Source organism: Candidatus Methanodesulfokora washburnensis, from assembly GCF_003947435.1.
GTDB lineage: Archaea > Korarchaeota > Korarchaeia > Korarchaeales > Korarchaeaceae > Methanodesulfokora > Methanodesulfokora washburnensis.
This window is the reverse complement of record NZ_RCOS01000170.1, coordinates 1-20,201: the sequence shown is the minus strand read 5'-3', so window position 1 is coordinate 20,201 and position 20,201 is coordinate 1. Positions and strand designations below refer to the sequence as shown.

The following is a 20,201-nucleotide window of genomic DNA, read 5'->3' as shown; positions in this document are numbered from 1 at the left end:
GTCTTATAAGGTTCATCCGTTCAGAATAAATTCATACCTGAACTTCAAGATCTTGTGAAAAGCTTTTGTAGAAATAAATAGATTTCATATATTTAAATTAAAGTAGAAAAACTTTTAAGACATTTAACAAAGTATTTCTATAATAAAATATCTTATTAATTTATCTTGATATTTTATCAATGAAAGCTCTGCTTTAAGCTCTTTTTCCGTTTAATAATGTCATCTTTCCCTTTTTCCTCATAACATCAATCTCCCTAAGTCAAAGATTCTGAAAAAAAGGAAGAAGCAGAACAAAATAATTTTAAATAAGAGGTCTACTAAAATTGCGGGGGATAAATTATGAGGGCCTTAGTGTTCCTACTGATCTTTCTTTCTTTTTTAGTAGCCTTAGGTATTTTAGCATATAATAATATTGAAATTTTCATGCCTGCTAGCTATGAAATCCATGAAGAACTATGTGAGCCCATTATCGTTAATGAGACTTATCCCAGTTGGTCTATTAGTGTGCAACTAGAAAACCGCATGAGCACACTTGAAAACGGGACGAGAACCTTCCTATCTGTTGAAAGGCCATTTGTTTGCCTTCCAGTAGAGATGAAAAATGAAAGCCTTGTAAACCGCTCCTTCTTCATTTCCATCTCGAGTCCGCCCTGCGAGGGATCTTCTCCAGAGCTACCGAGGGAATGCACCAATATCTGCCAGCCTGGCTTTCTCCTTCCCATAAATGAGACCGCATATAAGCTTCTTCTCGGGAACTTCACGGTCAGACTTTTTAAGATTAACAATGGAGATGAGATTATCACAAAGGAGTCTATTGCAACGCAATCAGGCCAGATTATCTGGAGCTCCTCCTCAAAGTGCAGGATAGTCAAGCGAGGAGTGGTTGAACAAGGCAAACCCTAATCTTTTTTTTAACATTTTATATCACAAAATCTGAGTAGATTTTTCTTAAAATCTACTTATTAGAGAAATTCTAAAGCCTGCTCAATTTAAGTCTCCCCCTGATTAGCTCGATGGCCAGCAAGATTGTAGCGATAACTGCAACAACTTCAGAGTAGAGGAGATTGTCCTTCTCAACCCCATGCTGCCTGATGCACAACTCATGAAGATAAGGCCCGGCTTTAATGAGATAAAAACTGCTGTATGGAAGGAGCTTCAGTGTTAAAGATGATGTTGCATTCCTAGTTAAGAGAGGCCTTTCTCCATTAAGAGCACTTTCCAGATCATAGACTTCCACTACAAAGGAACAATTCGTACAAGTAGTTATACGAAGCTCCGTTTCTCTCTGGGGCAGAAAAACAGTCAGGTTGATCCTAAAAGGATTCTCTACACAGTCCTCGATGATTCCCGATCTCAATTGTACACCTATGATTGTGGAAAGAGATATTACCAGCAGAATAGTTAGAACTCTCGGAAACCTCAAGTTCCAACCCTCCTTGTATATAAGTAATACTCTAGCACGAGAAGGAAGAAAGACATAAGCAGCATAACACACGTGTCCCCAAGAAGCCCCAGAAAGTCCAGGTCGGTGGCCCTTAGAAATGCTCTCGGAGGAAGAAATTTCACATTAGCAAAGGCAGGACTAATAAGAGCTATTAGAGCTACCATTGTGGATAGAAGGCTCCTTTTTAAGACTGCGAAGATGGCTAATGTTAAGGACATGGACAGCATCACGGAGAGCAAGCTTAAGTAAAGGGAGATAAGCAGGGAGGCAGGACTAATATATACCACGAACTTATGATAATATGTAGTTGAAGAGAGAAGTGCTGATAAGAGCTGGATGGACACCACAATAAAGGATATCGAGAGAATTTTTGAGAGGAGAACATCTCCTCTTCGGATGGGCTGGAGAAGAAGAAGTTCTATCTGGCCTGTCTCTATCTCAAATGCAAGAGAGGCAGCTATAAGGGAGGACGTTACTATAACAGTAGGAACATATGATGTGGAAAATGATGATATAAAGTACTTTGAGACAATAAAAGAAATGCGGGAGTATACCTCCTCGCCAAGCGTTGAGAATGAGGCAGATACCACAGCTGGTGGTGAGAAGGAAGCTATAGCCAAAAAAAGCAGTATTAGCTCTAAAATGGGGAATCTTGTGAGATTTTCAAGCTCAAATTTCATCAAGATCATGAGCTTTCTCATGCATTACACCCATATATAACCTTTCAATATCAGTAACCTTTTCCTCCGGCTGATAACCCATGTATCTTCTCATGAGATCCCCTATGTCTCCGCTGTCCAAGATCCTTCCCCTGTATATAAACGCAGCGCTGTCCAAAAGATCCTCCACATCCCTCAGGGAGTGAGTTGCTATCACAACGGAGCATCCATCTTTAGATCGCTCCCTTAATATGCTGAGAAGCCTGATTCTGCCCAGCGGATCTAAGTTGGCCACGGGTTCATCCAGAACTAGGAGGTCCGGATCTCCTATCAAACTAATGCAAAAAGCCAGCCTACTTCTCATCCCAGCGGAATATCCCCCAATAGGGGAATCTATCCTTCTCTTCAACCCCAGAGCATCAGCTAACTCAAGGGATTTGCTCAGTTCATAACCTCTCAGCCTAGTGATGAGCTCAAGTATTCTTCTCCCTGTGAGATGAGGTGGAAATGCTGGCTTCTCCGGCATAAATCCAACCTTCCTCCTCACCTTCTCCCCCTCCTTCCATGGATCCATGCCAAGTACCTCCACTCTTCCCGATGTCTTCTTGGAGAGGCCAACTATTATCCTCATAAATGAGGTTTTTCCCGCACCATTTGGGCCAAGCAAGCCGAAGATCCCCCTCTTAATTTTCAGGGTGACGTTGTCCAGTGCAGCCACTCTTCCATACTTTTTTACTAGATCTTCTGATTCTATAATATACATATGGAATCACCATACATAATATTATAAATATAATGATGAAAGGCTCCTCCGAGCTTTTCCCTTTCAGGACAATAACCTCCGTTCCATTTATATAGGCATCTCTCATAACGCAGGAGACGTGCATGGTCTTATCTATGTTGGCAAATTTTGTACCGGATATGCCATAGATTCCCATAAGGCCCAAGACTCCATCATAGTAGGATACAGAGCCTAGAGCGATGCCCGTGATCCTATCGACAAAGATAGCCTCTAAATACCCTCTCTGCCATACGGGATCATACGTGTAGGATTCTATAAAGGCTATGTCACTGTATTTCCTAGTGCCTAAGGGAGTTTTTATCTCAGGAGCTTTTACATAAACTCCGGTTCGAGGATCAGGAAGAAAATCAGGGAATACATGTACCTCCCACTCCAGAGGGGTTCCATCAGGAGCTCTTCCAAACTTTATCTTCTCCCCGTTTGTAAGATCAACCGGCCACCAGAAGCGGGGCGGCTCTATGCTCATATTACCATAATAAGCTTCTTCCTTCTCCAGATTGACGAATATTGTGCCATTAAATGAGACATTCCTAGGCCCCTCTGCGAATTCAACAACATCGCTACGAGAGAGAGGGGGAAACCTCTTGACATAACAGGTATACTTTTCATCATAGCTTGCGTTCACTTTCACAAAAACGCGCATACCTATATTATTATTTATCTCTATTATTTTCCAATAATATATTATATGTACGTTATCGTATGTAAAATCAGTCCAGTTCTTGAGTTGAACAGGATAACCCTTCGACCAGCACTCATAGGTAGCATAGCTCCCTTCCTTGGGATATGCATACGATCTCTGGGCTACAATCAGCCCAGCATTTATTGAAAAAAGGAGGAGAAGGGAAAATAGCACTAATGGTTTCTTGGTGAGATTATGTAAGATTTCAGCTTCTGATCTCGGCATATGCAATATCTACCTCAAGAAGTACGCCAGTTGAAGAGTAAATTCTAACATACTGTTTGGTATAAGCTCTATAAAGTTCCCAAAATGGTTCTGTTTCTCTACTCTTAGAAACTATATATCCACTTCCGTAAGATCCTCCACCTCCATCATGCACCCTGTTGGTCAGCCAATGAGTATACGGATCTCTGCAGGCACCCACAAGTGCCCAAGCATATCCAAGATAGCCGTCAGTTTCATCATAATCAGATAACCAATAGCAAGTAGTAGATAGGGGCTGTTCCTTTCCCTGAGGAGGAGAGGCCGGTACAAGCAATGTCGGTGACAAAAGCAACATTGCAATGGCGAAGATCCCAACTCTCTTGAACCACACACCTAGTTTTTCCCTCATAAGGGCACCGATATTTTAGTAGACCTCTTATTTAAAATTATTTTGTTCTGCTTCTTCTTTTTTTTCAGAATCTTTGACTTAGAGAGATGATTTTTATGAGAAAGGAGAGAAAAGTGATGCCTTAAACGGAAAAAAGAGCTGAAAGCAGGGTCTTTCATCGATAAGACATCAAGATAACAATGAAATATTCTATTATAGAAATACTTTGTTAAATGCCTTAAAAGTTTTTCTACTTTAATTTAAATATATGAAACCTATTTATTTCCACAAAACCTTTTTCACAAGATCTTGAAATTGAGTGTGTAGAGCTTTAAATACAGTTTGCTTTACTTATTGTGGGTAACATAAAGACAAGCTTCGTTCTCCCCGAGGATCTCTATCTCGAGTTAAAGAGGAGAGCTGCAGAGGAGAGAAAAACTGTGAGAGATCTTGTTATAGAGGCAATTCTTGAGTACATATCTAAACCCAGAGGAGGAAGAAAGAAGCTGATAGATCTTATCACAACGCCTTATCAGGGTGCTTCTCCAGAGGATTACAGAGAGTATAATTATGAAGATGTATAATAGGGGGTTCTCTTGGAGAAAGCAATGGTGGACACAGAGATCTGGTCAATAGCAAAGAAAAGACCACTTCCAGACAATTTTAGCTCAAAAGAGAAGTAAAGGCTTTAAGAGCACATGAGGCAGCAAGAAAGTTCTTCTTGGAGATCTTCCCGGCTTTAAAAGTGTATATCTCCACTCATCAGCTTGCAGAAAAATATATCATGTTCTAGCTTTCAGAGGAGCAAGGCTCCGAGAGAAGAGGTAGCTAACATAGTTTTAGCTATATTAAAGGATGGCGATATAGTGAAAGTTCCTCTACTCCAGAGGCATGTAGAGGAGGCTATCAAAGAGAGTACTACAAGCGGAATACATGTATGGGATTACTTGTGCTTTCTGCCGGTAAAAGACTACGTGGACACGATTTTCTCATGTGACTTTCATTTTCAGAAAATAGGGGGATACAAAGTTAAGGTAGTAAACCCTCTTAATCTCTGGCTCTTATTATAAAATATTTGAATATGTTAGCTTAATCAACCAAAAGAGCGCATCTTTCTAAAAACCAGTCCTCCTAAGGAGCACCACAGATAAATCCTTCAACAAGCCTGTCTGATACTACATCTGTGATTTTCACCTCAATTATCTCTCCTATCTTGGGCTTTCCATTTTTCAGCCTTATAACAGGCCCTCCCTGCAGCGGATATGCGTATGCTCCTGGTGCTGCAACAGCCTTCACAACATTGCCAACAAGGAGCTCCTTTCTCACTCTATTTAAACGTATGGCATACTTTGATATTTTTCTTGAATCTGCATCTACTCTCACCTTAAATTTCTCAAAGGCAGTTCCGGGAAGGGGCCTAAATCTGTAGACTGTTATCTTCTCAGCCCCTATTTCGAAAACAGATCTCATCGCCTCAATTGTCTTTGCAGCACTTCTTCTGTTCTGCTCGGGGAGACTGTGTATAAAATATGCATATGGCCTCAATCCAGCTTCTTTCAAAAGTTTTATTGCTTTAATTGATTCCTCAGGGCTACAGGGCCTTCCAATGAGCTCTGAATGTTTTTCATCTCCTGTCTCCACTCCTATATGGATTGTGGTATTTTTGAGGTATTTTCCCAGCAGTTTTGCCACTTTCTCATCAACAAGGGATGGTTTGGCATTCTCCACCTCAAAGTAAAATCCATATTTCTTGGAAAGGTAGCTTACCTTTGAGAGAAGGGAGTCTATGGCATCCAGATTTGGCTCAGGACTGACGGGATCTGTGAGGGGATTTTTCAGGAGATCCCTTCCGTACTCGAGGAAGTCAGCCCCGCTCAGCACTATCCTCCTCACTCCCACTTTAGCCAAGCCTTCTATCTCATCCAGAATGCTTTCCTCATCCCTTGATTTCGGCGGACCGTATAGATAGGGGATGGAGCAATATCCACAGCCAGGAGGTATTCCCTGAGGGCATAATATCCTCTCTGAGGGACATAATCTGCATATATCTTGGGATACCAGAAGCTTTGGTCTTCTGAAGTTTGAGCAGCTCCTCACAACCTCCACATAAACTCTGGAACACTTGTAATGGGGTATTGTGCTGTAGAACTTTACAGCATTTACAGACGGCTTGAACATCAGAAATTCCTCTCTTGTCAGATACCTCAGTTTTGTTGTCCCATTTCTGAAGACCAGATTTGGCACATCTTTCAGCTTGGATGGATCTACCCCTCTCAAGAGAACTTCCCTGAGGGATATCTCTCCTTCCCCCCAGATCCCCAGATCCAGGTTCAGTCTTCTCACAACACCGAGATCAGATGTTATCGGTCCTCCTATTATCTTAATTCCATCAATTAGCTTCAGTGCCCTTGCCACAGCCGGCTCATCCATTGTCATCGCACTTATCAGAACAGTTCCACTGAACTTTCTTCCCTTTTTAAGGAAGTCCTCCACCCTCATGAGCTTGTATTCAAGGCCAAGGCTCTCGAGAATACCTGCTATAAGCCTGGGTCCTGCTCCTATCACATCAAGAGAGGAGAGCCTCCTTGCTTTTCCTGCAGCTAGAGCGTCCAGTATCAGGAGCATCCTGAATTTGAATGCCTGATGTAAAAAGCCTTTTTATGGGTATTTTAAACACCTTTCATCTGCTTAAAATTATTTTGAATAAAAAGTGAGCTACTTTCCAAGCTGGAAGATTTAATTGTTTTTATAAAAAAGCTGGTGTTATCCATTTCAACAAATAAAAAAGATGATTAGTGGATTCCCCTGTGTATTCATCCACGTACTCTGACTGCTGTGATCGGGTGCCCATAATAACTCTGTTGCATGTAATCGATGTAGACTGTGTAGCCTCTATCAGCCCATATAATGTAATGGATTGATGTATCTCTGCAGCTCTGCTTATCGTTGTATATCTCTAGGTCTGGTACCAGCCCAGGGGGTATTTTATTCTTAGCTATTAGATCGGATATATAGCTTACTGGAACTGGAATGCTGAAGCTGTTTGTCGTTACAACACTGCTGAGAAACCACAATTCATATGCAGGATCTGTTCCACCAGTTCCCTGCCCTGTGAAGGATCCCTTGTTAATCCAGCTGTAATCGGCCATATACTGATCATCTCCCTTGGTACTGCTCAGCCCGCTGAAGTCCACGCTGTTGACATAGAACTGGTATTTGTACCTGTCCAGCCCGCAGTAGTTCCACTCATGCCTCACCTCGTAGACAAGCCTTAGGGGCATCGATATATATGCCCTAGAATTGTAATTTGCAATGGCACTAGCACTGTACTGGGAGGAAGAGCCCCAAGAGAAGAGGCCTGATACATTCCATCCGGCTCCAAAGGACCATATCACCCTGACTCCCCAGCTACTCGAGCTGCTAACCCCTATTGCTGCACCCACACGGCCTACGCTGTGCTGTGATGTCGTCAGATTGGCTATGTTTATCCTCCTCCACTCATCCTTTTTGTAAACCAGATCTGAGTATATCACGCATGATTCTCCTGTTGGCTGCACCCCAGTTGCCATCTCCGGGGATTTCTCCTTCATACTAACAGGAACCGTGAATGTGACAGGACCTGTTTTGTCAACCGGCATCTCCACATACTTTATGTCTGTGGCATAGGTTCTGAGGTCTATCACCTCTATCTCAATGGGGAAGCTGTGAAGGATGCTCCCGTTCTTAGCAGTCCTCTCATTCTGAAGCTTCCAGCCCGATGTGAGCTGGGATATGGAGAGCCTTATTGTATCCCTGTATATTCCCGAGTATACTATGCTGGTTCCATTTGGGAGGAAAGCTGTTACTATCACCTGATATCCGTATACGGGTCTTCCTCTTTCATCTATGACAGTGAGGTAGATGGAATCAGACAGCCTTGCATACAGGGGGATGGAAGATGCTCCAATTATCAGGAGCAGGAGTAAAAGGGCCAATTTCCTCGACATGGCCACACCCCTAAAAACAGGAAGCACTAAAATTTAATCTTTATATATATATTTGGATTTCGATTATTAACAATTGAGAATTATAAAGAATGTAGCTGGTGATGGATTTGTTGAGAAATAAAGAAGGATATGCCAAGTTGCAGGGTGATCCGCTGGCGGATATCCTGATTGAGATCTTCCTATGTAGAGCTCGCATTTGTCCTCTACTCAGTGTCAAAGTTGTTGGACGCAGTTACCAAGTACTACACGAAAAAAGCTGAAATTTTGGGGAAAACCGAAGATTGCCCTGCTGTTTGAACACCTTTCTGACGTAATAACTCTGAGATCGGCTAGGGACTAGGTAAACTGTTTTCAAGTGAACCATAACAATATTCCAACGAATAGGTCCCATTCTCTGATATTAAATCGAGCATGATGTAAGCCCCATAGTATCGGGCTGAGGATGTAGACAAATCCATCGCCACCGCCAGCTTATCTAGTGTGATGTTTACTGCCTCATAACTGAGATTTCCTCTTTTTATGAGCTCGGAGAGATAAACTTTCATTCTGTTATACTGATCTGTGTACTCCTCGAGCATCGCTTTGTACGAATCCTCAATGACCTTCGATCTCCTGGATGGCACATGTGTGCGTGCAAGCACATAGTTCCAGTAGTCCTTTGAATATCCTTCTGGGGAGATCTCCCTCATAAAAACTAGAAGCATACCGTATCTGTAGGAGTTTATTAGCCTGTCCTCCTGGGAGGCCATGAGCTTCTCCAAAGTCAGGTTTATCATCTCCTCAGTGCTCATCCCTCTGTCAATCCAGGAGACAAGCTCCCTGAGATACTGGTATTCAACTCCCCCTCTCGCTATCTCTATCTCCCTCTTTATCTCATCGCTGAAATCCCCCTTTATCTCCTTTCTTATGAGCTCAGATAAATAGAACTCATAAAGCCTCGGAGTCCTGTATATCTCCTCCCTGTACCATGTATCCTTGGCTTCAGAAAGTGAAAACAGATCCACTATGTTGTCAGGCGCATATATTGTAGCATTTTTAACTCTGTAAACTGAATACCTCTCAAATCTGGAGAAGTTCTGGAAAATGGACCTCTCCTCCCTGGAAAATGGTATGCAGATTTTCCTACTCTCCTGAGGTGCTGGCAAAATGCTTTTATTAACAGATGATTTTCTGAGACTAATTACAGAAATGAAAGCCACAATAACCATGAGAAATACAAGCAGGACAAGCCTTCTCCTGATATCCCCCTCAAAGAAGCACACAGAGAGAATATAAACTTAAATTAAATATTTCTAAATGCATAAGAGAGATATAGCTTCAACTGTCAATCAAAATTTAAAAATAGGTGAGGTAATCAGCAGGGATGGATGAGCAGGATGAGAAACTGATAAAAGAGCTTAAGAGGAATGCAAGAGCAAGCATATCGGTTCTAAGCAAGAAGCTGGGCCTTCCTAGGACAACAATACATTACAGGATGAGGAAGCTGATAAAAGAGGGGATAATAAAGGGGTTCACAGTAAGGCTGGATTACTCAAAGCTCGGGAAGGGAACCACTGCGTTCATCTTGGCTACCTATGATCCATCATCCGGGGTTAGCCAGAGGGATGTGGCAAGAAGCATAAGCCTTCTAGAGGACGTTGCTGAAGTGCACATAATATCCGGGGAATGGGATCTTCTGATAAAAGTGAGGTCATCATCTGTTGAGGAGATAGGAAAGATAGTTGTGGATAAGCTGAGGGAGATAAAGGGAGTGAAGAGCACGATGACATGCGTCTCCTTCGTCACAGTGAAGGAGGAATAAGCATACCTAGAAACGTTTATAGATTGTTTTGCAAGAGATGTTCTGAAATTCGTTTAATAGGCCTTCTGAAGGAAAAGCTTAAGAAGAAAAAATCTTTTTATTATATAATTTTGCATATCCTTAAACTGTTATCATAGTGAGGAGGATATAAAGGGAAGGATGATGAAGGGCACTGCTCCCAGTGCCACAGTCAGCGCAGATAGGACAACTTCAGCTGCTGCCATATACCTGTTCTCCCTCAGTTTTTCCATCGATGCAGCTCCAGGGTTCCATGTGACATAGTAGATGTACCTGAGCGAGTAAGCTGCGCTTAAAAGAGTGGCTCCTGCGAACAAAAGCGCAAATATGGTGCTGTACTGTATTCCAGAGCTTGCTGCTGCTATTATCATCATCGCCTCTCCCCAGAATATCGGAAGAGGAGGAGCTCCTGCTATGCTCATTGCTGCAACCACAGTGCTTCCACCTGTTAGGGGCATTCTCTTCAGCATCATGCCCATCTCCTCTATGTTCCTCCTTCCAAGGATGTGCATAATACTTCCTGCTGTCAAAAATAGGAGGCCCTTGCTCCATGCATGAGCAAAAAGGTGAAGGAATGCACCTGAATATGCCAGCAATGCCGCACTCATATTTCCATTCAACATTGCCGCTGTTCCAATTGATATTCCTGCTAGGGAGTAGCCAAGCTGGCTTATGGAAGAATATGCAGGTATCCTCTTAATGTCAGTGTGTCTCATCGCGACAAAAGCCCCAAAGTAAGATGATATAATTCCAAGCCATGCCAAATATGCCGGAGTTGTCAGATCAGGGCTCATCGGAAGGAGTATAAGCCTGAAAGATATTCTGTATATCGCATATATTCCGGTGGCAACAAGTATCCCGCTTAGCATTGCGGAAAACGGCGCTGGAGCCTCAGAATGCGCATCCGGAAGCCATGAATGAACAGGAAACATTCCTGCCTTAACCAGAAATCCAAATGTCATAAGGGAAAATACTAAAAGCCAGGTATCCCTCCAAGAAGCGTTAAGAGGAGCAGCTCTGTATATTGAATCCATGGAAAGAGTGCCGAATGTATTGTATATTATTCCAAGACCGAGGACTATCATCAGGGAGCCAACATGCGTGAATATGAAGAACTTGAACGCGTATTTCTCAGCCTCGCCATACCCCCACCATGCTATCAGGAAGTAGCTGGGTATCAGCATGAACTCCCAGAAGATGTAGAATACAAGAAGGTTTGAGGCGGTGAACACTCCGAGCAGGGCTGTCAGGAGCATCATGAGGAAGAAGTAGTACTCTCCCCTCTTCTTCTCTATGTAGCCTATTGAGTAAAAAGCTGATGCGATGAAGAGAATCTGAGTTGCCAGACACATGACAAATGAGATTCCATCGAGCTTCAGGGAGAATTCTATGGGCTGAACCCATGGGAGGAACTTGGGAATCCAGCCGCTTATCAAAAACTCTTTTTCAAAGATCCATGATAGAAGCAGAAGAATTAGGGATGCGGCTCCTGATATAACTGATGTTATAGCCGCCTTTCTGCCGTTGAACAGAGAGAAGACCGATAATATCGATGGAAGGAATATTGCCAGAGGCAACAACATCATATCACCTCCCGAATGTCCACAGGAATGGAGTTGGAGTTATCCCTGCCAGTATAAGCGTAAACACAAGTATTGCGAGCGGTATTAAATCGGATTTACTCTCCTTGATCCTGCTGACATCCTCCCTTGGGGAGAAGGAGAGCTTTATCAGCCTGAAGCTGTATGCCGCGCATACCACAAAGAAGATGCTTGCCACAAAAGCAGCAGCAAGAAATATCGGCATGTTTGTCGCAACAAGCGAGAATATGACCAGATATTTTGCCACAAACCCTGCAAGAGGTGGAATGCCTGCCATGGAAAGGAGGGATATGGAGAGCAGAATTGTCGCGAAGGGAAGTCTTATGTGCATGCCCTGAAGCTGCTGCAATCTGAACACCCCTATATCCTCAAAGCTTCCGAGAATTGTTATTATCACAGCAAGAGCGATGCTGCTTGCGGCAGTGAAGTATGCATAGGGCATCGCCATGTACGCATTGTTGCCCATCAGGAACACGCCATTTACATCGTAAAGTATTATCAGCAGCAAGGAATAGCCGGCATCCGAGACCATGCTGTAGCCGAAAAGCCTTCTCACCCTTCCTTGAGAGAGAGCGGAGAGCTCCCCCAAAACTATGGAGAAAATTCCTATCGTGGCTATCAGAGTTATTATGGCCAGCTGTGTTAATTTAACTGTCTGAAATAGTGGTGAGAATATCGTCATGAACCTCCCCAGCAGATAGTATGCTGCCAGGTCCGATGTGACAAGCACCAAAGCTACAGGTGGAGCAACGATACCTGAGACATAGTCGGGAAGCCACATGTAAAACGGAACAGCTCCGGTATCTGTCAGAAGAGCAACAGCTATTAGGACAAATGCCATCATCAGGAGCTGCACGTTCTTTGTTTCAGGAATTCTCTCCCATATGTACATCAGGTTTAGGCTGGACAGATCGAAGTTGGGCCCAGAAACAGATGCTATAAGGAGGCCAATTCCAGCTATTAGAAAAGCTGAGGATATGGATGTCATCACGACCATTTTCATCATCGCCTCATGTGTCTGCTTCCTGTATCCGCCGCATGGACAGAGGGATAAGCCCACCACTCCAGCCAGTGCCATCTCCCAGAACATGAATATAGCGAGCACATTGTGCGAGAACAGGGTGCCGAAGACAGCTCCCGTCGTGAAGAGAGCTGAGGAAACTATGGGAGATATCTCCCTCTCCCCGAACCTTGAGATTATGTGCAGTATGAGCATGTTAGCTGCAAGAGCTGTTACTCCTGAGTAGAAGAGGGAGAAAGGATCAACGGCAAAGAAGTCCTTTATTCCAAGGAAATCCCCTGTAAAAAGCTTTTCTTTGGAATTTATCATGCCAAACCAGAGAATTGGAAGGATTATGTAGGAGTAGGCATATGGTATCAGCGAGACGAGGGCGAGTGAGAGCTTCCCGGCTTTGAACCTGCCCATGAAAAATACTATAACTGAAAATATTATGAAGATCGATATTGTTGATATGACCTCCATCATGTCAACATCACCCCCAGAGCCATTGCCAGAAGGAGTATCAGGCCCAGAGAGAAGGCGGCAACATAATGGCTTATCATCCCCGTGTGGATCTCCCTGAGAAAGTTTCCAAATCTTGTTGCTTGATCTGCTATCCTGTAGGAGAGGGCATCCAGGGCTCTGTCAACTCCCCATGATATTCCGGACATTATAGTTCTGAATACGGGCATCAGCACTCTTGTGTACAAATCATCGAAGTAGTAGCCTTTCTCTAGGACTCTCCTCACCAAAGCCAGTTCAGGTCTGAAGCCCCTCCAGTAGCTGAGGTAAAAGAGGACAAAGGAAAGGGATACTGCTGATACCGAGATCAAAGCTGTTTTCATGTCCACTGAGAATCCAGCCAGAGGATTGTGCTCCAGCATAAAGGAGGTTATTGAAGGAGTTATGAAGCAGGAAGCAGCCAGTAAGATCATTGGCAGGGTCATTGATATGCTTGCCTCGTGCGCATGCCCTTTTTGCTCGCCGAAAAATGTCATCAGAACTGCTCTGAATATGTAAAATGGCGTTAAAATAGCTGTGATGAGAAGGAGAATATAGCTAACTGGGGAAGCGCCCATCACAACCTCCATCACAGCATCCTTGCTGAAGAAGCCGTTCATCGGCGGTATCCCGGACAAGGCCATGGCTCCGATTAGGAATGTAGTTGATGTGATGGGCATTGACCTCCTGAGACCACCCATCTCCCTCATATCCCTTGTTCCGGTTGCATGGATTACAGCTCCAGCTCCCATGAAGAGAAGGGCCTTGAAGAAGGCGTGGCTTGTGAGATGAAGCATAGAGCTGAAGATTGTCTCGGAGAATGGGACAGAGGAGAAAGCGCCAAGCCCGGCGAACATGTACCCAAGCTGGCTTATCGTAGAGTATGCTAGAACCCTCTTTATATCGTATGTGACAAGGGCCATTGTGGCAGCCAGAAATGCTGTGATTGATCCGATCCACAGAAGAACTTGAGAGAATCCTGATAGAGCTGCTATGCTTGCTGATCCATACTCAAGAGATAGAGTTATCAACCTAGCCACCAAATAAACGCCAGCCTTGACCATAGTGGCCGCATGTATGAGAGCGCTGACAGATGTCGGGCCCTCCATTGCATCGGGAAGCCATACATGGAGGGGAACCTGTGCCGACTTCCCAAAAGCCCCTCCCAGAGAGAGAAGCATTACTGTGGATATGAAGGAGGAGGGCAAAGCCCCAAGATGAGAGGAAACCACATCATACCTTAGATCCCCTATCTGAAGGTATATCAGCGATATCGCTGTCAGGAGCATGACATCTCCGAATCTTGTGACTATGAAGGCCTTCACTCCAGCTCTGGATGCCTCAGGTCTCTCATACCAGTGGGCTATGAGGAGGCAGGAGCAGAGACCAACAACCTCCCAGAACAGGTATAGGTAAAGGAAGGATCCTGATAGGACCAATCCAAGCATTCCGGCTATGAAAAGCTGTATCAAGGAGTAGTACCTTATGTAACTGGGATCCTCCCCCATATATCCTATGGAGTAAACAACAATTAGGAAGCTCACTAAAGCCACAACAAAGGACATGAGCGCGGATAATCTATCTATCATCAGAACAGGAGCTATTGGACCATCAAATGCCTGAATAAATGCAGGATCCCTCAGAAGAGGAGCTCTTATAAGGAAGAGCTCTGCAGATATGACAACTGATATCAGGGATGAGAGAACTGCTATTGCCTCTATCAGCCTTCTGCTCTTAACTGGACTGAGGAGAAGGGAAAGAGCTGCTCCTATGGCAGGAGACAGGAATATAAACCAGACTGAATTCAATATATCACCCCCTTAGCTCGTTTAACTTGTTCATATCGCCTGTTTCACTTCTTTTTACAGCTATGAACAGGACTGCTATCGTTATGCCTAAGGTCACGCTGTCAACGGAGAGAAAGAGTATTATAAGCGATTGTGAGAATGCAAAACTTCTTGATATTGCTAGCATCGGGAAGAAAACAAGACCGGCAGCCCCTGAGGACAGGAGTTCTATGGATATCAATATTTTAGCTGCATTCCCCCTGGATACCAGGCCAAAAATTCCTAGAGCAACCAGAACAGCTGACATCAAGGTGTAAACCAATAAGATCATTCCCTCCACCCCCTGACAAGTAGAACAGCCACAACAGACCCTGCCAGTATAAGAAGACCCTGTATTAAGACGAATACAGGAAAGTAGTTGCTAAGCTTGACGTTTATTGATGTCATTATGTCCTCATAGGATTTGAGAGTGAAGATCCACGGTATCAGAAGAGCAACTAGGGAAACAGCAATTACAGCTGCCACATCCCCTCTTACAATTTTCTCCTCAAAGCTCTGAACGCTTGAAAGACCTATTATCACCATGGCCCCTACAGCTATTGAGAGCTGCATCAAGGCAAGGGAAAAGCTTCCCAAGTGCCAATATGCCAGAGATACAAGCCACAGAGCAGCGCCGGCTGCCATCACCGATCTGACTGGCTTATCCGTTGTCACTGAATAAAGACCTGTGGAAAAAGCCGAAAGAAATATTATGACGGATATAACATCATCAAACAACATTCTATCACCCCTTCGCTGGAGGAGGTGGTGGAAGAGGCTTTGGCTGAGGTCTTTTCTCGAGAGGTCTAAGCTCTTTCGGCACTATTTTCATCTTATCCTCCTCAAACGAGAAGAAGGGTTTTGGAACCTCCCTTGTCATTTTTATTGCCTCATATGGACATGTGTCCTCACATTGAGCACAGAAAACGCACCTTCCTATTATGAAAATGGGTAGCTTTCTGTTCACCTCCTTGAACTCGACCATCTCTATTGCCGCTGCAGGACAGTCAAGCGCACAAGCTCCACAGCCTATGCACTTATCGATATCGAGGAACTCAAGCCCTCTGTAGATCTCCTCCACCTCAATTTTCTCGAAAGGAACATCTATTGTTGCAGGCCTCCTCTTCAAATTCCCCAATATTTCTCCAAATAGCTTCAACAAATCAGACACCTCCCAAAAGCAGGGAAATAGCCAGAATGAGTGCGGATGATGGGACAAGGTACTTCCACATCATGTCCAGAACATTTGATATAGCAAGCCTTGCAGCACTCGCCTTTATTGTAACTATGAAAAATGCTATAATCAATATTTCCACCATTGTCATGATGAAGCCCAGCAGGGGGTTCTGGTAAAATGGAGAGCCAGCTCCGAAGAATATGGAAGCCATGAATGCTGAACAGAATAAGAGCTGGGTGTCCTTTGCCAGATCTAAAAGCGCCAGCCTTCTGCCTGATAGCTCAGTAAAGTAGCCCGCAACAAGCTCCTGCTCTGCATCAGGTATGTGAAATGGTGCCTCCTCAAGCTCTATTTGTGTTGCTACTAGGAAAAGAGGTATCGAGATGGACCAAGGTATTAGATAAGCGGGATTTGATAAAAGAACACTGCCCATCCTTCTTCCTATTTCAAATATGGATAAACTTTTTGTTATATAAGCCGGGACCAGAGCAAGTATGAAGTAGGGGATCTCGAACCCTATTACCTGAGCCAGAAGCCTCATCCCGCCTATCATCCCATATGGGCTTGACATAGACCATCCTATTGCAAATAGCATGAAGGAAGCAGCTGATGTGAGGAGGAGAACTGCTATTAGATCGCCTTCAAAGCTTATCAAAGGCCTTCCAACGAAAGGAAGGAAGAAGCATACATATATAAATATAGATGATGCCATGAGAAGTGATAGATCTATGAGGTGGTTATCAGCCCTCTCAAGCTCTATGACCTCCTTTGACAGAAGCTTGAAGAAGTCTGCTATCGGCTGTAAAATTCCCTTGTATCCTATGTACTTCGGTCCAACCCTGTTCTGCATTCTTGCAAACAGCTTTCTCTTGTACCACTCAATGAAGAAGCTCATCAGCAGGAGGAAGAGGAATCCCGGAAAGATGAATATCTGAAGAATTAGGACAATTGCCTCCAGTATCACTTCTCCCACCTCCTTCTGGCCTCCCTTCTGAGCTCCTCTCCGCTGATTACTTTTGCTGTGCCTGATCTAATGTCCACCAGTGTAACTCTAGCCAAGCAGGAGAAGCAGGGATCCCAGCTCACGTATATCATCGGAATATCAGCTATGGAGTAGCCTATATGAGCTTTAGCTGCGGGAAAGACGTTTGCAAAGCTTGGAGTTCTTATCCTATGTCTGTATGGCCTCTGTCCATCGCTTATAGTGTGATGCACAAGCTCCCCTCTTGGTGCCTCCACTCTTCCTATTCCTTCTGCCCCTTTGGGGGCAGCTCTTGGAGCCCTGTACCTTATCGCACCTGAGGGCATGTGCTTCAGCGCATACTCTATCATGTTGATGCACTCAAGCGTCTCATCCACCCTCGCGATCAGCCTAGCCCACACATCGCACTCCTCTCTAGTGATAACATTGAATGGAACCTCATCGTATGCTACATGATTTGACCTGTGATCCCTTCTAACATCATAATCAACTGCTGATGCCCTAGCAAAGGGCCCAACTCCTCCTAGCCTTACCATCTCAGCTGTTTTCAGCACTCCAACATCCACAGTCCTCCTCCTGACTATTGGATCCTCGGAGAAAACCTTTCTGTACTGGATAACCCTGTTTCTCATCTCAGATAGCTCCTTTATCACTCTTTCAGCCAGAATATCATTTATATCCCTGTAAACTCCTCCTATCCTGTCATAGGATTGCATTACCCTTCCTCCTGTGATTGCCTCTATCAACCTCAGTATCCTCTCCCTGTCGCGCCATATCAGCATGAAGAGGGAGTTGAAGCCCATCTCCTCAGCTGCTACTGCAAGCAGTATCAGATGGCTCTGTATCCTGTGTATCTCCTGGGTCACAACCCTGAGATATTTTGCCCTAGGGGGAGGCTCTATCCCCATTGCCTCCTCAACAGCAGCCACAAAGGCATTTGTGTGGCTTGGATTGCATATTCCGCAAACTCTGGCCGCTACATAGAGGCCCTGAACATATGTTCTGTTCTCTAGGAGCTTTTCTATCCCCCTGTGAACGTAGTTAAGATAGGGAGTGACGTTTACCACCGTCTCTCCATCGACCTCAAACTTGAAATGAGCTGGCTCGTGAAGCATCGGATGCTGGGGACCAAATGGAAGCAACATCGTGAATGTGCTCATATTATCGCCTCCAGTCCTTTCTCAAGGGGAATTCATCCTTTCCAAAGTTTTCAGGGGTCATGAACGGTTTTCTCAGGTTTGGATGACCGACAAACTTGACACCAAGAAGATCATACACCTCGTTCTCGTTCATCTCAGCCCCGGGTATTATGGGAGTTATGCTCTCTATCTCCGGATTATCCCTTTTCACCGAGGTCCTGAGAAGCACATACTCCTTGTTTTTGTGGAACATGAAGTGATAAACAAGCTCTATCTCTCCAGCATCAGGCCTATCTACGCCAACTATTGTGACAAAATGGAGATCCTGAGGGCCTGATGCGATCATGCCAGCTGCTTTCAGAATTTTGCTCACAGAATCAGCTATTCTATCAGGTGGGACTTTTACCTCCCACCTCCACCCCACTCTTTTCACTTCCCCTATTTGGGATAAAAGAGATTGGAGATCCAAGGACATTGTCAGACCTCCCTCAGCTTTGAGGCGGCTATGGCCAGCGCCTCAACAATCTTCTCTGGCCTAGGTGGGCAGCCGGGAACCTCCATCAGAACGGGAACAAAGTCCTTGACTGATCCAGCCCTGTTGTAAGCATCGTGAAACACACCTCCACTTATAGCACATGTTCCCACAGCAACAACAGCCTTTGGCTCGGGCATTTGCTCATATATCCTGATAAGCCTGTCTTTAGTCTGATTTGTAACTATTCCAGTGACCACAAGGACATCTGCATGCCTAGGAGAAGGTTTCAGAAGAACCCCAACCCTTTCCGGATCGTAGTTTGGGCATATAGCTGAGAGGACCTCTATATCGCATCCATTGCAGGCTCCCGCATTGAAGTGAAGAAGCCAGGGAGATGAGGATCTTGCCCATTTTGCTAGGGATAGGGAGAAAGTTCCACCCATGAGATCACCCCAGTACCATTATGAAGGATGCAACAGCCACAACAACTAAGTACAGAGCTAGAAGAGCTGTAACAGCTCCTGACATGAGGGTAAGTGCTAGAAGAACTGGAACCATTTCAAGAATTGAAAAGAAGAGCAGGAACTTCCAGTAAGTTATTCTTACCAAGTTTGAGACATTTTCGGGCTTCTCTCCGGACCAGTATGTCTCCCCTTTAATTTTACTTGGCTTTTTAGGCGCTATATGCTCCATGGAAAATAAAAGTACAAGTAAGCCTAAAATTATGACAAAAAATGGAATCCACACTTCTATCGGAAGCATGGTGATCCCTGTAGATAGGTTGTTATTACTTAAAAAACTTTTCTCTAAGGAACATCAGAGAAAATTATTTTTCTACTAGAAAAATAGAAAAATTTTTTACATAAGAATTAATTATTTGATCTCCTGTGCTACTTGACTCATTCTCCACTCTCAACCATCTTCCTTAAGCAGAGGACTTTGTCCCTCAGGCCGAATTTCTCCCCGAGTTTCTCCACCTCACTCCACTCAATTTTAATTCTCCTTAACCTCTCCACGGAGATGGGTCTTATCCCTCTAGCTGCCTCAAGTACTGCATATGCCTCTACCGTCAGGGAGATGAAGTCTATTCCCCATCTGCTCACATCAATTACATGATCCGGAAATGCCGACAGAGGATCCCCTAAAGGGGTTGTCGTGAATATCTCTATTGGGATAGGCCTCTCGCCGAGAGGATAATAAAGCGTGAAGACATGACCTCTTTTAGACCTTATAAGCTCAAGTCTCATCTCCTCCCTTCCAGAGGACTCCACATAAGCCTCCTCTATTGCCTTTAATGTAGCACCGGGACAGAGGAGATCTATGTCCTTGCTGCTCACATCAATCCCCTTGGTAACAGCTATTATCTGAGATCCGTAAACTATTGTTGGCACTCTTTTGTGAAGAACCGGATAGAAAGAGAGGAAAACTGGGAGCCACTCGCTTATCTCCCTCATATAAATTCCTCCGCCCAGAGAGCCGGAACTGAGTTAAACATTCTTCTCAACAAAATAAGATC

At 44.3% G+C, this 20,201-nt stretch carries 25 protein-coding genes; 5 read left to right on the top strand and 20 right to left on the bottom strand.

The window, feature by feature from the left end; translation table 11 throughout:
- Positions 1 to 339: 339 nt before the first annotated feature.
- Positions 340 to 903, top strand: coding sequence for a hypothetical protein (locus D6D85_RS14890; RefSeq protein WP_125672851.1), 564 nt, complete (start codon positions 340 to 342; stop codon positions 901 to 903).
- 70 nt (positions 904 to 973) lie between these two features.
- On the opposite strand, the gene D6D85_RS14885 is transcribed toward D6D85_RS14890, so the two are convergent.
- Genes D6D85_RS14885 through D6D85_RS14865 form a run of 5 tightly spaced genes read right to left on the bottom strand, consistent with a single transcriptional unit; the run spans position 974 to position 4,200 of the window.
- Positions 974 to 1,423, bottom strand: a complete 450-nt coding sequence (locus D6D85_RS14885; RefSeq protein WP_125672850.1) for a hypothetical protein — start codon at positions 1,421 to 1,423, stop codon at positions 974 to 976.
- Positions 1,420 to 2,145, bottom strand: coding sequence for a hypothetical protein (locus D6D85_RS14880; RefSeq protein ID WP_125672849.1), 726 nt, complete (start codon positions 2,143 to 2,145; stop codon positions 1,420 to 1,422). The genes D6D85_RS14885 and D6D85_RS14880 overlap by 4 nt, the downstream gene beginning before the upstream one ends.
- Positions 2,114 to 2,866 carry an ABC transporter ATP-binding protein gene (locus D6D85_RS14875; RefSeq protein ID WP_125672848.1) on the bottom strand — a complete coding sequence of 251 codons (753 nt, stop codon included), beginning with the start codon at positions 2,864 to 2,866 and terminating at the stop codon, positions 2,114 to 2,116. The genes D6D85_RS14880 and D6D85_RS14875 overlap by 32 nt, the downstream gene beginning before the upstream one ends.
- Positions 2,787 to 3,812 carry a hypothetical protein gene (locus D6D85_RS14870; RefSeq protein WP_125672847.1) on the bottom strand — a complete coding sequence of 342 codons (1,026 nt, stop codon included), beginning with the start codon at positions 3,810 to 3,812 and terminating at the stop codon, positions 2,787 to 2,789. The genes D6D85_RS14875 and D6D85_RS14870 overlap by 80 nt, the downstream gene beginning before the upstream one ends.
- A complete protein-coding gene (locus D6D85_RS14865; RefSeq protein WP_125672846.1) occupies positions 3,793 to 4,200 on the bottom strand; it encodes a hypothetical protein in 408 nt (135 codons plus the stop codon). The genes D6D85_RS14870 and D6D85_RS14865 overlap by 20 nt, the downstream gene beginning before the upstream one ends.
- A 335-nt stretch (positions 4,201 to 4,535) precedes the next feature.
- On the opposite strand from D6D85_RS14865, the gene D6D85_RS14860 reads away from it, so the two are divergent.
- Both D6D85_RS14860 and D6D85_RS14855 read left to right on the top strand, forming a co-directional pair.
- Complete coding sequence (locus D6D85_RS14860; RefSeq protein ID WP_125672845.1) at positions 4,536 to 4,763, top strand: hypothetical protein; 228 nt, start codon at positions 4,536 to 4,538, stop codon at positions 4,761 to 4,763.
- A gap of 183 nt (positions 4,764 to 4,946) precedes the next feature.
- Positions 4,947 to 5,249, top strand: coding sequence for a hypothetical protein (locus D6D85_RS14855; RefSeq protein ID WP_125672844.1), 303 nt, complete (start codon positions 4,947 to 4,949; stop codon positions 5,247 to 5,249).
- 61 nt (positions 5,250 to 5,310) lie between these two features.
- Here the strand turns inward: D6D85_RS14855 and D6D85_RS14850 are convergent, their stop codons facing one another.
- Together D6D85_RS14850 and D6D85_RS14845 are read right to left on the bottom strand one after the other, a co-directional pair.
- A complete protein-coding gene (locus D6D85_RS14850) occupies positions 5,311 to 6,804 on the bottom strand; it encodes a B12-binding domain-containing radical SAM protein (protein ID WP_125672843.1) in 1,494 nt (497 codons plus the stop codon).
- Between the two features lie 188 nt (positions 6,805 to 6,992).
- On the bottom strand, positions 6,993 to 8,165 hold the full coding sequence (locus D6D85_RS14845) for a hypothetical protein (RefSeq protein ID WP_125672842.1): 1,173 nt from the start codon (positions 8,163 to 8,165) through the stop codon (positions 6,993 to 6,995).
- Between the two features lie 168 nt (positions 8,166 to 8,333).
- On the opposite strand from D6D85_RS14845, the gene D6D85_RS17115 reads away from it, so the two are divergent.
- Positions 8,334 to 8,462: a hypothetical protein gene (locus D6D85_RS17115; protein WP_272914449.1), complete on the top strand. Its 129-nt coding sequence runs from the start codon at positions 8,334 to 8,336 to the stop codon at positions 8,460 to 8,462.
- 32 nt (positions 8,463 to 8,494) lie between these two features.
- Here the strand turns inward: D6D85_RS17115 and D6D85_RS14840 are convergent, their stop codons facing one another.
- Complete coding sequence (locus D6D85_RS14840) at positions 8,495 to 9,427, bottom strand: hypothetical protein (protein WP_125672841.1); 933 nt, start codon at positions 9,425 to 9,427, stop codon at positions 8,495 to 8,497.
- Between the two features lie 101 nt (positions 9,428 to 9,528).
- Here D6D85_RS14840 and D6D85_RS14835 point away from each other — a divergent pair, with 101 nt between their 5' ends.
- The gene (locus D6D85_RS14835) at positions 9,529 to 9,966 is read left to right on the top strand and encodes an Lrp/AsnC family transcriptional regulator (protein WP_125672840.1); all 438 of its coding nucleotides are present in this window, start codon (positions 9,529 to 9,531) and stop codon (positions 9,964 to 9,966) included.
- A gap of 131 nt (positions 9,967 to 10,097) precedes the next feature.
- Here D6D85_RS14835 and D6D85_RS14830 read toward each other — a convergent pair whose 3' ends face one another.
- The 12 genes from D6D85_RS14830 to D6D85_RS14775 all read right to left on the bottom strand — a co-directional run bounded on the left by D6D85_RS14830 (position 10,098) and on the right by D6D85_RS14775 (position 20,139).
- Complete coding sequence (locus D6D85_RS14830) at positions 10,098 to 11,567, bottom strand: complex I subunit 4 family protein (protein ID WP_161969924.1); 1,470 nt, start codon at positions 11,565 to 11,567, stop codon at positions 10,098 to 10,100.
- 4 nt (positions 11,568 to 11,571) lie between these two features.
- Positions 11,572 to 13,071 (bottom strand): proton-conducting transporter transmembrane domain-containing protein, encoded by a 1,500-nt coding sequence (locus D6D85_RS14825; protein ID WP_125672838.1) that lies wholly within the window; start codon positions 13,069 to 13,071, stop codon positions 11,572 to 11,574.
- On the bottom strand, positions 13,068 to 14,894 hold the full coding sequence (locus D6D85_RS14820) for an NADH-quinone oxidoreductase subunit 5 family protein (RefSeq protein WP_161969923.1): 1,827 nt from the start codon (positions 14,892 to 14,894) through the stop codon (positions 13,068 to 13,070). Before D6D85_RS14820 ends, D6D85_RS14825 begins: the two co-directional genes overlap by 4 nt.
- Before the next feature lie 4 nt (positions 14,895 to 14,898).
- A complete protein-coding gene (locus D6D85_RS14815; protein ID WP_125672836.1) occupies positions 14,899 to 15,204 on the bottom strand; it encodes an NADH-quinone oxidoreductase subunit K in 306 nt (101 codons plus the stop codon).
- On the bottom strand, positions 15,201 to 15,653 hold the full coding sequence (locus tag D6D85_RS14810) for a hypothetical protein (protein ID WP_125672834.1): 453 nt from the start codon (positions 15,651 to 15,653) through the stop codon (positions 15,201 to 15,203). The genes D6D85_RS14815 and D6D85_RS14810 overlap by 4 nt, the downstream gene beginning before the upstream one ends.
- A 4-nt stretch (positions 15,654 to 15,657) precedes the next feature.
- A complete protein-coding gene (locus D6D85_RS14805) occupies positions 15,658 to 16,074 on the bottom strand; it encodes a 4Fe-4S dicluster domain-containing protein (protein WP_161969922.1) in 417 nt (138 codons plus the stop codon).
- Between the two features lies 1 nt (position 16,075).
- Complete coding sequence (locus D6D85_RS14800; protein WP_153184021.1) at positions 16,076 to 17,053, bottom strand: complex I subunit 1 family protein; 978 nt, start codon at positions 17,051 to 17,053, stop codon at positions 16,076 to 16,078.
- Positions 17,050 to 18,231, bottom strand: a complete 1,182-nt coding sequence (locus D6D85_RS14795; RefSeq protein ID WP_125672829.1) for a hydrogenase large subunit — start codon at positions 18,229 to 18,231, stop codon at positions 17,050 to 17,052. The genes D6D85_RS14800 and D6D85_RS14795 overlap by 4 nt, the downstream gene beginning before the upstream one ends.
- A gap of 1 nt (position 18,232) precedes the next feature.
- Complete coding sequence (locus D6D85_RS14790; RefSeq protein ID WP_125672828.1) at positions 18,233 to 18,685, bottom strand: NADH-quinone oxidoreductase subunit C; 453 nt, start codon at positions 18,683 to 18,685, stop codon at positions 18,233 to 18,235.
- 2 nt (positions 18,686 to 18,687) lie between these two features.
- The gene (locus D6D85_RS14785) at positions 18,688 to 19,128 is read right to left on the bottom strand and encodes an NADH-quinone oxidoreductase subunit B family protein (protein ID WP_125672826.1); all 441 of its coding nucleotides are present in this window, start codon (positions 19,126 to 19,128) and stop codon (positions 18,688 to 18,690) included.
- Positions 19,129 to 19,132: 4 nt separating this feature from the next.
- The gene (locus D6D85_RS14780) at positions 19,133 to 19,447 is read right to left on the bottom strand and encodes a hypothetical protein (RefSeq protein ID WP_125672825.1); all 315 of its coding nucleotides are present in this window, start codon (positions 19,445 to 19,447) and stop codon (positions 19,133 to 19,135) included.
- Between the two features lie 137 nt (positions 19,448 to 19,584).
- The gene (locus D6D85_RS14775; protein WP_125672823.1) at positions 19,585 to 20,139 is read right to left on the bottom strand and encodes a hypothetical protein; all 555 of its coding nucleotides are present in this window, start codon (positions 20,137 to 20,139) and stop codon (positions 19,585 to 19,587) included.
- Positions 20,140 to 20,201: the final 62 nt, after the last annotated feature.